This window comes from Rhizobium sp. KDH_Rht_773_N (assembly GCF_052946295.1).
Genome location: NZ_JBRFNB010000002.1, coordinates 98,965 through 111,499, shown reverse-complemented (window position 1 = coordinate 111,499; position 12,535 = coordinate 98,965). Strand labels below are relative to the sequence as shown.

General features: G+C 61.2%; 10 protein-coding genes. 8 read left to right on the top strand and 2 right to left on the bottom strand.

The genetic code is table 11. The features are described from left to right. Positions 1–39 precede the first annotated feature (39 nt). The 6 genes from ACU8HS_RS22445 (at position 40) to ACU8HS_RS22420 (ending at position 7,554) form a co-directional block, all read left to right on the top strand. Positions 40–1,554, top strand: coding sequence for an FAD-dependent oxidoreductase (locus ACU8HS_RS22445; RefSeq protein WP_447016221.1), 1,515 nt, complete (start codon positions 40–42; stop codon positions 1,552–1,554). Positions 1,555–1,744: 190 nt separating this feature from the next. Next, entirely contained in the window at positions 1,745–3,298 is a 1,554-nt protein-coding gene (locus ACU8HS_RS22440; protein ID WP_113413722.1) for an ABC transporter substrate-binding protein, read from the top strand. 66 nt (positions 3,299–3,364) lie between these two features. After that, a complete protein-coding gene (locus ACU8HS_RS22435) occupies positions 3,365–5,149 on the top strand; it encodes an ABC transporter ATP-binding protein (protein WP_447016220.1) in 1,785 nt (594 codons plus the stop codon). Continuing rightward, on the top strand, positions 5,136–5,987 hold the full coding sequence (locus ACU8HS_RS22430) for an ABC transporter permease (protein ID WP_112755393.1): 852 nt from the start codon (positions 5,136–5,138) through the stop codon (positions 5,985–5,987). Before ACU8HS_RS22435 ends, ACU8HS_RS22430 begins: the two co-directional genes overlap by 14 nt. A 3-nt stretch (positions 5,988–5,990) precedes the next feature. Continuing rightward, complete coding sequence (locus ACU8HS_RS22425) at positions 5,991–6,980, top strand: ABC transporter permease (RefSeq protein ID WP_112703501.1); 990 nt, start codon at positions 5,991–5,993, stop codon at positions 6,978–6,980. 151 nt (positions 6,981–7,131) lie between these two features. Then, on the top strand, positions 7,132–7,554 hold the full coding sequence (locus ACU8HS_RS22420) for a helix-turn-helix domain-containing protein (protein ID WP_162712747.1): 423 nt from the start codon (positions 7,132–7,134) through the stop codon (positions 7,552–7,554). Positions 7,555–7,619: 65 nt separating this feature from the next. On the opposite strand, the gene ACU8HS_RS22415 is transcribed toward ACU8HS_RS22420, so the two are convergent. After that, entirely contained in the window at positions 7,620–9,899 is a 2,280-nt protein-coding gene (locus ACU8HS_RS22415; protein WP_112753854.1) for a PAS domain-containing protein, read from the bottom strand. 60 nt (positions 9,900–9,959) lie between these two features. After that, complete coding sequence (locus tag ACU8HS_RS22410; RefSeq protein WP_112570167.1) at positions 9,960–10,610, bottom strand: response regulator transcription factor; 651 nt, start codon at positions 10,608–10,610, stop codon at positions 9,960–9,962. Between the two features lie 832 nt (positions 10,611–11,442). On the opposite strand from ACU8HS_RS22410, the gene ACU8HS_RS22405 reads away from it, so the two are divergent. Next, entirely contained in the window at positions 11,443–12,090 is a 648-nt protein-coding gene (locus tag ACU8HS_RS22405) for a response regulator transcription factor (protein WP_377312544.1), read from the top strand. A 51-nt stretch (positions 12,091–12,141) separates the two neighbouring features. After that, positions 12,142–12,528 carry a response regulator gene (locus ACU8HS_RS22400; RefSeq protein ID WP_112703506.1) on the top strand — a complete coding sequence of 129 codons (387 nt, stop codon included), beginning with the start codon at positions 12,142–12,144 and terminating at the stop codon, positions 12,526–12,528. Positions 12,529–12,535 lie beyond the last annotated feature (7 nt).

Here is a 12,535-nt window from a genome sequence, read left to right as displayed (position 1 = left end):
CCTATTATGTGCATAATACACACAAAAGGAGCCGCATCAATGATGGAAGATGACGCAGTCGATGTATTGATCTGTGGAGCCGGGGCAGCCGGCTTGACGCTGGCGATCGATCTGGCCCGACGGGGCGTGTCCTTCCGCCTGGTCGAGAAGATGAATGATCCGTTTCGAGGTTCGCGCGGCAAAGGAATTCAGCCGCGAACCCTGGAAGGGTTCGAGGACTTCGGCATCGTCGACAAGATTGCGGCAGCGGGCAATTGCTACCCGCGTCAGCGTGAATATCGCAATGATGGCAGTGTCAGAGATCTCCCGCTTGTCGAGACCCATGAGCCGATCCCGTCGGAACCCTACGGAGTGCCGCTGCTCGTACCTCAATTCCTGACGGAGAGGGCGATGCGCGAGCGCCTTGCCGAACTCGGCCATGTACCGGTGTTCGGCTGCGCGTTGATCGCCTTCGAACAGGATGGGCAGGGTGTAACCGCACGGCTGGCGCATAGTGGAAAAGAGCAGACAGTCCGCGCACACTATCTTGTCGGTACTGATGGTGGCCGGAGCTTTGTGCGTCAGGCGCTCGCCATCGGCTTTCCCGGAAAGACGCTTGATGTTCGCGCCATTGTTGCCGACGTGACACTGACGGGCCTCGGCAGCGATGTCTGGCATCGCTTCAATGAGGGGTCGATGGAGACGCAAATATCCTTTTGCCCCTTGGCCGAAACAGGGCTCTTCCAGCTGCAGGGACCCGTGCCTCTCGAAGGCGACATCGATCTTTCGGCTGAAGGGCTTTCGGCGCTGGCTGCCGAACGCACCGGCCGTACGGATATTCTCATCCGATCAGTCTCCTGGGCGTCGGCATTTAACATGAATGCGCGGCTTGCCGACAGCTACCGTGTCGGGCGCGTCTTTCTCGCGGGGGACGCTGCCCATACCCATCCGCCAACCGGCGGGCAGGGCCTGAACACCAGTATTCAGGATGCCTATAATCTCGGCTGGAAACTCGCGGCGGTCCTGTCAGGCGCCCCGGAGACGCTTCTCGACAGCTATGAGGAAGAGCGCCGCCCGGTCGCGGCAGGCATGCTGGGGCTAGCCGTCAGGTTGCTCGAAGATATGAAGCGCGGCGACATAAGGCGCGGCCGGGAGGTTCGACAATTGGACATCGGCTATGTCGGCTCCAGCCTGTCCCTTGACGCTCCCCGGCGTCAGGCGCGCGTCCTTGCCGGCAATCGCGCGCCCGACGTCCTGTTGAAGGGGGCCGCAGGTCAACCTGCACGGCTGTTCGACCTCTTGAAGGGACCCCATTGGACTCTGCTGGAATTTGAAGCAGAGACGGTCGCCGTCCAACCGCTCAAAGCACTGCATATCCACCGCATCGGGCAAGGTGGAGACTACACCGATAGCGAGAACCGGTTCCGCGACACCTACGAGGCTGCGCCGGGCGACCGGATTCTTATTCGTCCGGATGGTTATGTCGGCGCGATCATCTCGCAAGGGGAGGTGACGGCACTCGAAGCCTATCTGAGGAGTGTCGGATTGCGGGCCGGGGCGGCGGCCGGGCGGTGAGAATGCATCCGCGGCATTGCGTCTCCGGTCAAAGCAGAGATATTTATGGCGCGGAATCTTCAAAGCTTTTCAGTCGTGTTCCGCTATGATCGCGATGACGCTGGCGTTGGGCAACGGCTGGCACGGCAGGTAATTCCTGTCTCGCGCTGCCGCTGTCCGCGCCGGAAGTGACGCAATCACGGATCATGCAATGCCGAAATTCCTGTCCGCTTCGATATCCTCACGTTTCAACCGCCTCGTCGGCTTTCGCCTGCTCGCATTTTTGCTTGGATTCCTGACTTCGGTTGCCCTCGCTCATGCGCAGGACGTCCTGCGGATTCCCTATTCGTCGGACATCGGCACCCTCGATCCGGACAATGGCTTCGAGGTCGCCGGACTGACCGTTCTGGACAGCATCTACGAAGGTCTCGTCAAATACGAGGCGGGCTCGACCAGGATTGTCGGGTCACTGGCCGGGGATTGGGCGATGTCCGGCGATGGCCTCAAATACACGTTCCACCTCGTCGAGGGCGTCAAGTTCCATGATGGAACTGCCTTGGATGCCGAGGCTGTCGTCACCTCGTTCAAGCGCCGCCGCGACGGCGGGTTTGTACAGAACTATACGCTCGCCAACATGGCCGATATCGTGGCAACGGACAGGTCCACCGTCGTCATCACGCTGCGACACCCGCAGCCCTCCTTCATCGACAGCCTTGCGAGCCCGTGGGGAGCGAAGATCATCAGCCCGACCGCACTTTCCGGTCACGCCGGCAAGGATTTTGCGACAGGGTGGCTGACCGATCACGCGGTCGGCACCGGGCCATTCAGGCTTGCCGAATTCAAGCGCGGCGAACGCTACGTGCTCGCACGCAACGACGATTATTGGGGCGCCAAGCCCTATTTCAGCAAGGTGGAATTTCCCGTCATTCCAGATATCGGGCAACAAATTCTCAAGCTGAAGGCCGGCGAAATCGACAGCGTTCCGGCCAATTTCCCGTTTGCGCAGCTCGCCAGCCTGCCGGCCGATCTGGAGATAACGTCCGCACCCAGCATGGCGCAATTCGAAGCCTTCATCAAACCGGGATCGCCGCTCGATGACGCCGAGGTCCGAAAGGCGGTCCTGACCGCGATCAACCCGAATTTGTGGGCAAGCGATGCCTTTGGCCAATATGCCCATGTCTCGAAATCGCTCTACCCGAACATCATGCTGGATCCGGCGCAGCCGGTGCAGTTTCCGACCGATTTCGACGCGGCGAAGTCTGCCATCGCCAAGCATGGTCCGATTGCGCTGACCATCGGGCTCTATAGCGCCAATCCGAGCTACGGGCGTATCGCCGACCTGATGATCGCGCAGCTGTCGATGATTGGCGTCGAGGCAACGTCCCGTATCATGCCGCCGGGGGCAGCCTATGCCATGAAGGGCGACCCGGCGGCCCCCGATATGCTGCTGATCATCGCCTCTCCGGACGCCGCCCATCCGGACAATCAGGCAAAAGCGTTCTTTACCGGCGATGCGCCGCTCAACCTTTACGGCAGCACGCTTCCGGAGGCCGACGCCGTTGTCGCTGAAGGTGCCTCGGCGACGGATGTGGCCGCGCGAAACGCACTCTATGAGAGGGCAGGGCGCATGTATTTCGATGCGGGCCGTTTCATTCCGCTCGTCGATGTCGACGATGTGGTCGTCCATCGCAGGGGCCTGAAGGACCTGGGCCTTCGCCCGGTCTTCCCGAGAGGCAGTATCGACTTTTCAAGCGTGAGGCGCTGATGGTCGGACGGGCGGCTTTCGGCAGGATTCATGGCTGCTGTTCAAGCTGAGGGAGTTGCTGACGCTGTGACCGACGCTGCGCTTTCCATCGCTGATCTCCGTGTCGTCCTCCGGCGAAACGGTCGCGATCACCTGGTGCTCGACGATATCAGCTTCGAGGTCATGCCAGGCGAGATTATCGCGGCCGTTGGGGAAAGCGGCTCCGGCAAGACCACGCTCGGCGCGGCAATCCAGGGCCTGCTGCCGGCGTCCGGCCAACCCGATATCAGCGGCTCCATTCGTGTCGCCGGCACGCAGATCGTGGGCGCAAGGCCGCGGGTGTTGCGGGCTGCCCGTCACGGGCTCGTTCGTGCCATTCCGCAGGATCCGATGGGGGCGCTCAACCCGACGATGACGATCCGCCGTCAGCTGCGGGAATCTGCCGGCGGAGACGACGGTTTCATCAGGCATTGGCTGGGTCGGGCCGGACTTCCGGATGCGGATGCGATCCTCGATACGTTTCCATATCGTCTGTCGGGCGGCCAGCGTCAGCGTATCCTGATCGCGATGGCGCTGATGGCTCAACCGAAGCTGCTGATTGCCGATGAATCGATCACCGCGCTCGATTTCGCCTTGCAAGGCCAGATTCTCGAACTGTTGCGCAAGATCGCGCGCGAACAGCAGACCGCAATTCTTTTCATAACGCACAACCTGACGGCTGCAGCTTCGCTCGCAGACCGCATGCTCGTGCTCTACAAGGGGCGTGTCCTGGAAATCGGCAGCACTCGCGATGTCTTGGCCAAGCCCGGCCATCCCTATCTGGCCGGCCTGCTTGCGACCCAGTTCGATTTCGACACGGATCGTCAGCGCTCTCTCCCGACCCTGCCGGACGAACGGATGCGCCTGGCAGATCCCGAAAATGCCTGCGGTTACGCTTCCCGTTGCCCCGCCATCCGGGACGCGTGCATCACCAGTCGGCCCGAACTGATGCCGCTTTCGGCTGCTCGCCATTCCGTCGCCTGTTTCTTCCCCGACCTTGCGCAATCCAGCGCACGGCAGCTTTGTTCTACGGAAGTCTGGCCAACCGCGGCCGTGACGGAACCTGCTGAAGCGCTCAAGCTGACCAATGTCAGCAAGAGTTTCACAGTGACCGTCGGCCCATTCGGCCGGCGCCGGCCGCGGAGGGTACTGGAATCGGTCAATCTCCGGGTCGGGCTCGGCGAATGCGTCGCCCTGCTCGGTGAAAGCGGCGCGGGCAAATCGACGATCCTCAGGCTCGCGGCCGGGCTGCTGGCACCAGATAGCGGCGAAATCATCCGGATCGAAGAGGCGCCGCAGGTTATTTTTCAGGATGCGGTTTCTTCCCTGACGCCCTGGCTGCCGATCGGCGAACAGATCGGCGATCGGTTGCGCCCTCTCGGCCTCGACAAGGCGGAACGTCTCCGCAAGGTCTCCGCTGCCCTTGATCTGGTCGGTCTCGATGAGGAGCTGATATCCTCACTGCCGGCCAGCCTGTCGGTCGGCCAGTGCCAGCGTACCGTTTTTGCCCGCGCCCTTGTTGTGCCTCCGAAACTTCTGCTTTGCGACGAGCCGATCAGCGCGCTCGACGTGTCGCTTGCCGCCACCACGCTGAACCTGATCGGCGAGTTCAGACGGCGGCTCGGCATCGCTGTGCTGTTCGTGACCCATGATCTGGCTGCCGCCCGGATAGTCGCCGATCGGATCGTCGTACTGGACGGGGGCAGGATAATGCGGGAAGGAGACCCCGACACGGTTACTGCCGGGTTCAATCCTCGGCCGATGGCCGCCATTCTTGCTTCGCTATCGAAAACACATGCAAACACGGGCGGGCAGGGCGATGACCGTTCCTGAACAGCTTCCCGAGGAACGTCTCGTTCGCTGGCCCGTCGTCCTCGGACGCATCGGCTGGATCGACCGGATTGGGTTGTTTGGGGTGGTCGCCATCACGATCGTTGCCGTGTTCGCGACCTGGCTGACGCCGTTCAATCCCCAGCTTCGGGTTGCGGCGGCCTATCTGCCGCCGTCGTGGGACCACTGGTTCGGGACGGACGAGATCGGGCGCGATCTGTTTTCCCGCATCATCCTCGGCATCCAGTACACCTGGCTGCCCGCAATTGCCCTCGTTGCCATCAGCCTCGTCGTCGGTGGATGCGTCGGCATGATACCGGGCCTCATCAGCCGCAAGCTCGACATGCTGGCGCAATGGGTCGTCGATTTTTTCCTGATCCTGCCCTCAACGGTGGCACTGGCGGTGATCGCGACGCTCGGTGCGGGGCTGATGAATACGATGATTGCGATCGGCATTGCCTGGTGGCCGTGGTATGCGCGCATATCGCGCGACGAGCTGCGCCGGCTGAACGCCCGCCCGCATGTGGAGGCCGCAAGGGCGGCCGGTATCCGCGGGCCGCGCCTGCTGCTGCGCTATATTCTCCCCGGTGCCGTCCCGGCCCTGCTGGTCGCCGCGACGCTGGACATCGCCAACGTGATCATGACGATATCGCTCATGTCCTTCATCGGCCTCGGCCAGCCGGCGCCCGCACCCGAACTGGGGTCGATGACGTCCAGGGCGCTCGATAGCCTCTCTGCCTATTGGTGGCTGCCGACATTGCCGGCTGCCGTCATTTTTCTCATCTGCCTCTTCGCCAATCTTGCGGGAGACGGCCTCAGGACAGCATTGCGAGGGGCCTAGGAGATGCTGGCCTATCTCGTCAGGCGAATCCTGGGCCTTGCTGCCGCTCTCCTGGCGATGAGCTTTACGGTATTCTGCCTGCAAAGCATCATTCCAGCCGACCCGGCGCGCGCCATCGCCGGGCCGCTGACGCCTCTGTCGAATGTGCAGGAGCTTCGCCAGCAACTCGGCCTCGACGACCCCGTCATCGTCCAGTACGGCCGGTTCCTGTCGCGGCTTGCGCAGGGCGATCTCGGGATATCGGTCAGGACCCGTCAACCGGTGGCCGCCGATATCAGGCAATATTTGCCGGCATCGCTCGAATTGTCCTTGGCGGCTCTCTGCATCGGTCTTCTGCTGGCCGCCATTCTTGCGATATCGCCGCATATTGTCGGCGGCGCGGGAGGATTGCGGCTGCTCTTCATAGCGGCGGGCTCGGTGCCGATTTTCATGTCCGCCTTGCTTATCGTCTATGTCTTCTGGTTCCGGCTCGGCTGGCTGCCCGGATCGGGCAGAATGAGCGATAGCGATGTCGGCGGTCCAACCGGCTTCAATCTCATCGATGCGCTGATCGACCGGAGGGGCGATCTCGGCCTGGATGCGATCCGCCATCTGCTGCTGCCCGCCTGCTGTCTGGCGCTGCCGATCGCAGTCTCGGTGGGACGCAGCCTCACCAGCGCGCTGCATGACGTGATGCAGCACGCCTATATCGCCACTGCGCGGGGCAAGGGCCTTCGTGAGGCCACAGTCGTTTTGCGCCATGGTCTTCGCAACGCCGCCTCGCCAGCTTTGGCGATGATCGGTCTGCAGATACGGCTTCTGTTCGGCAACCTGCTGATCGTCGAGCTTGTGTTCGGGTGGCCCGGCCTCGGGCTCTATATGGTTCAGTCCCTGGCCAGCGCCGACCTTCCGGCGGTTCTCGGTGTCACTATGGTGCTCGGAACATTCTACATCCTGGTGGGCATTGTCGTGGAGATCCTGCAGACGCTCGCCGACCCGCGCATCGAGCTATAACACGCCTGAAACCTATCCTTTCGGCCTAGTGCGCTAGACCTTCACCTTATGGATTTCCCGGACGATCAAAGTTCATCTGGACATGGCGATCCCGCCAGTTGCAGGGGGTGGTCCGATGGATGGTGAGATCAGGTTGAAGCAGGCTGTTTTGGTGGTATCCAGGTATTGTCATTCGTCCGAGGAGGCAAATACCCCGGAGAAGAGCCGCCGCAGGTCCGGGCTCACCGGCTGGCAGGTCAAGCGCGTCACCGATTATGTCGATGCAAGACTGGAAGGACCGGTCCGCGTCGACGATCTGGCCGCGGCGGCAAGGCTCAGCCCCGGCCATTTCCGTCGCGCCTTTTCCATCAGCTTCGGCATGTCGCCCTATGCCTTCGTCATGCAGCAGCGGATCGAACGCGCGCGGGCATTGCTGCTCGCCTCCGAGCATGAAATGGGTGATATCGCCTTTGCTTGCGGCTTGTCGGACCATGCGCATTTCAGCCGGCTGTTCCGGCGTTTCGTCGGAACGACACCCAGCCAATGGCGCCATCAGCTTGCAACGCAAAGCGCCTCGCAAGACGCCATCCGGTAGTCCGGATCCCTGCCGCTGCGATTTACCGACCGCGAAAACCAGGCGGGATGCGAACCTCCTGACGGTCACGCAGACAGGGCTTCGAGCTCCCTGACTGCCGGCCTGGCATGGATTTCGCGTGGCGCCGGCTTGGCCTGGAGGTCGCGCACGGGCAGGCTGAACGTGATCGATGCACCGCCGTGAGCGCCGTTCTCGGCCCACAAGCGCCCGCCGTGGGATTCGATGATGGAACGGCAGATCGCAAGACCCATGCCCATCCCCTCCTGCTTCGTCGTGTAGAACGCCTCGAAAATTTTCTCGGTGTCGCTGATCCCGCTGCCCTGGTCGATCACTTTCACCTCGACCGTATCGTCGGCCCGCAGCCTCGATTCGATCTTCAGGGTTCGCGCCGTCGGCTCGATATCGTGCATCGCTTCGATGCCGTTGCGGATGAGGTTGAGCAGGACCTGCTCCAGCTGCACATGATCGACGCTGGTCGCAGGCAGATAGGGATCGAGATTGATATCGAGCTTCACCTTGTTGGAGGCGAGCTTGTCGGCGATCAGTTCGCAGGCATCGTTGATCAGCTTGTTCAGATCCACGGCGGTCCTGGGGTAGGCGGTCTTGCCGAACAGCGCCCTGATGCGGCTGACCACTTCGGCTGCCGCATCGGCATCGCGCACGATCCAGTCGGCGGAACGCAGCGCGCGTTCGAGGTTCGGTGGTTCCGCGCTCAGCCAGCGGCGGAACGCATTCGCATTGGCCACGACCGCCTGCAGTGGCTGGTTGAGTTCATGGGCGATCGAGACGGAAAGTTCGGACATGCTGGCGGCGCGCAGCGCCCTTGCCAGCCTCTCGTCGGACTGGCGCAATGCTTCATGCGCACGCACCTCGTCGTCAATGTCGAGATTGACGCCGTACCAGCGAATGATCTTGCCGCTTTCATCACGCAGGGGTTCGACACGTGAATCCATCCACCGGTATTGACCGTCCCGGTGGCGAAGCCGCCCTTTGTGGTTGATGGGCTGCCCCGTCGCGATGGCATTCCTGAACGCTTCCGTCACTGCGGCGCGATCGTCGGGATGGACGAGTTCCGCCTGCGCGGCGACATGCTCCGTCGTCTTCAAATGGATGTCGCCCTCCTTGAGCCCGGCCCATTCGGAGAAGCGCTTGTTGAGATAGCAGGGAAGCCCTTCGGGGGTCATGAGCCAGATCAGGGACGGCACCGTATCGACGATCAGGCGCAGTTCCGCTTCGCGCTGGCGGGCTGCTTCGTGGGCTTCCATTTCGTCATGGATGTCGAGGCAGACGCCGTACCACTGAATGATCTGGCCGTCGGCATCGCGAAGCGGCTCGGCCTTGCCGTCGATCCAGCGATAGGCGCCATCGAAGCGCCGCTGCCGATATTTCAGGGCGAAACGTTCGCCGGTCTCGAAGGCCCGCGATAGGCTCTGCTGAAACAGCGCCCGATCTTCGGGATGAATGGCATCGATGATCGCTGTCGCGAACCGTCTTGTGTCGGCGCGATCGTTGCCCGCAAGCGAAATCCCTGTCCAGTGCATGAGGGGCTTGTTGATGTAGGAGGTTTCGCCCGCCGGGCTGGCGCACCAGATGAGAGCCGGCACGGTGTCGATCATCTGCTGCAGCTGCTGCTGGCTTTCCCGCAGGGCCGCTTCCGCCTTTCGCTGATCGTCGATATCGACGGACGTTGCAAACCAGGCCGTGATGCGGCCGTGTTCGTCGCGCGAGGCGATGGCGGAATCGCGAAGCCACCGGTAGGTCCCGTCCGCGCGTCGCACGCGCTGCTCCTCGAAGATCGGCTCGCCGGTCTTGAGACTGTGCTCCCACCTTGCCTTGCATCCCTCGACATCATCGGGATGCACGAAGAGGCTCCACCATGAATGATTGTCGAGCTTGGCGATCCTGCTCATTTCTTCCGCGCTCACGCCGACGAAATCGAGCGCTTTCGGGTTCAGGAAGCGCAGGCGACCGTCGGGATAGGCCGACCAGCCGAAGCCCGGAATATCTTCGATATTGGGCTGAATATTCTTGTAGACGCGGTCGAAAAGGCTCTGCGGCTTGAAGACGTTGATAAAAAACCACAGAGCGGTGGCCGAGCAGGCAAACATGACGACGCGGGCCGGTTCGTCATTGCCGAAATTGGCAGGGGAGAGAACGACTGTCGCTGTCAGCAAACAGCCGATGAGCAGCACGGCCAGACCGGTGCGCCAGCTTGTAAAGAGCCAGATTGCGACCATTGCGACGAGAATGCCGGAGGGATCCGCGAAAAGCCCTGCCAGCAGGATACCACTTCCGCCAACAGCCATGGCCGTGACGATCCGTTCCTTTGACGATGTCAGCTGCATGGAAGTCCTCTTTGCTCTTGCTGTCGTTATCTTCTCGTGAGCCGGGGCTGACGCATCATCTCAGCCATCGTTCATTCGAACATGCGAAGGCAGCGCCTGCCAGACATTGAAAAGCTGCGCCACCGAACTGACCTGCATTTTCTTCATCATATTGCTGCGGTGAAGTTTCACCGTAAATTCGCTGATCCCGAGGGAGAAGGCTATCTGCTTGTTGACCTCGCCGGAGACGACGAGTTTCAGAACCTGGCGCTCGCGTACGGTGAGGGTTTCGAACAGGGAAACGTATTTGTCCGCCGCAGACAATGCGTTCCTGCGGCTGATATCGGTCGCGATGGCTTTCGATACGGCATCGAGAAAGGTCTGGTCCCGCACGGGTTTGGTGAGGAAATCCTGCGCACCGGCCTTCATCGCCTGCACGCTCATTGCGATATCGCCGTGCGCCGTGAGAAACAGGACGGGTGTCGCGACGCCGTTGCGCGTCAGGTGGTGCTGCAGATCCAGGCCGCTGATGCCGGGCATGCGGACATCCAGCACGACGCAACTCGGGCGGTCGGGCAGCTTTGCTTCGAGAAATTCCCGGCCCGATAAAAACGTCATTGCGTCGATGCCAACCGAATTCAGCAGGTTCTCCAGCGCCGCGCATACGGTCGCATCGTCATCAACCAAAATCGCGACCGGCGTTTTCGACCCTTTGGAGGTGGTCACCCCCATGCATGATCCTCCAATTGCCGGCAGACATGCCGCTTTCCGGAACGGCATGAGAATACAGTCGCAGATCAGGAAATTGAAGGAGGGAGCGATTAAACCAAATATATATGGCGCCGGGCGTGATTTTATGCGTCTGGGTCTTGCATCTTCGTTCCCAGCCTTTGGGTGCTAACGAGACGCGAGCCTGAGCGGCGTCGGCCGACGATCGGGTGACGAGGCGAACGTTGCGCCATTCACGGAAAAATACGCACTCACCGGCCCGGCTTGCGCTGATGAGGATGTCGCAAGCGGTACGTAGACTTTCGCGGCTGCCCTCGGCGCCGATGTCGCGCCGCAGCCGAGATAAAGCAATATCCCGGCAATCAGGCCGGCAATGACCAGTAGCGGAAACCTCGGCGTCTCGAGGGGCCTGTATTGGGAGCTTGGGTCATGTCTCATGATCATTGCCTTTGATCGATCTTCGACAGGATCAGCTTACAGGCGGTTTGCGGGCTGGCGAGCTATACGAAGGTGTGCGCAGGGGCAACGAAAGTGTGCCTTGCGGCAGTTCCGCGCGGCCGCGCCAAACTGGTCAGTCCGCCGTGACTGTCGAAACTATCTGCCTGCAATCACAAGAGAATCTGGCAGGTCCGCGGATCGGTCCCGTCGCTTAACCTAAACCCTTGGCGTATTTTTGTGATAGGCTCCGCATGCTAATATCGCAGGCAGGCCATCGCGAAGCCGGATGCGATTCCGGCGTGGAGGCTGCGGAGCGAGGCAGTGTCGAATTCGGGCTTGGCCGTGGTGTCGGCAGTGGGGAGATATGCAAGGCCGTCGTTTGGAGGCGCAGAAAGCCATGACGATCGATCAAGTCAGCACGAAGGACGAACCGATTGTCTGTATCGTTGACGACGAAGGCCCTGTCAGGGCCTCGCTGGTGGATCTCTTCGAGTCTGTGGCGATGAAGGCCGTCGCGTTCGAGAGCGCTTCGGATTTCCTGGAGAATTGCGATATGGGGCAGGCGGGTTGCATCCTCCTTGACGTGCGGATGCCCGGTATCAGCGGCCTGGACTTCCAGGACCAGCTCGCCGCAGCCGGCAACACCATGCCGATCGTCTTCATGTCGGGCCATGGAAGTATTCCGCTGACCGTAAAGGCGATGAAGGCAGGAGCGACGGATTTCCTGATCAAGCCATTTGCCGGAAGCGCCGTGATTGCCGCAGTCGCCGAAGCGATCAGGCGGGATGCGGAGAACCGCAAAGAGGCCGCCGTCCGCGCCGAGGTAAAGAACTGCGAGGCCAGGCTTACCCCGCGTGAGCGGGAGGTCTTGCACCATGTTGCAGCCGGGCTGATGAACAAGCAGATTGCGCATGAAATGCAGATCAGCGAAATCATGGTGAAACTGCATCGGGGAAGAATGATGAAAAAGATGCAGGCGAGCTCCCTGGCGGAGCTTGTTCGCAAATTTGACATGTTGCAACCGGATCTCAAACTGTATCAGTAACCTGCGTGGCGCCTAGCTCATTGCCCGAAAAAGAAGAATTGTGCTGACGCAATGGCAAGTTCCCCCAACAAGATTGTCGCCGTCATCGATGACCATCGCTACCTCAGGGAATCCCTCAAGGATCTGCTCGAGGCGGCCGGTTACGAATGCGAGCTCTACGAGTCCGCCGAGACATTCCTCACAGGAAGAGGTTATTCGCTTGTCGATTGTATCCTCGCCGACGTGAGAATGCCGGGAATGTCCGGCGTCGAGATGCTGCAGGCATTGAGCAGAATGCCATCGCATCCGCCTGTCATCATCATGACTGCGCATGGGGACAAGGACGTCGAGGCCGCCGTTTTTCAGGCCGGTGCGATCGCCTTTCTGAAAAAGCCCGTCAATGCCGATTTGCTCATGTCGTGGCTGGAGCGCGCGATCAGCGAATACCGCGGCAGCTGAAGCAATT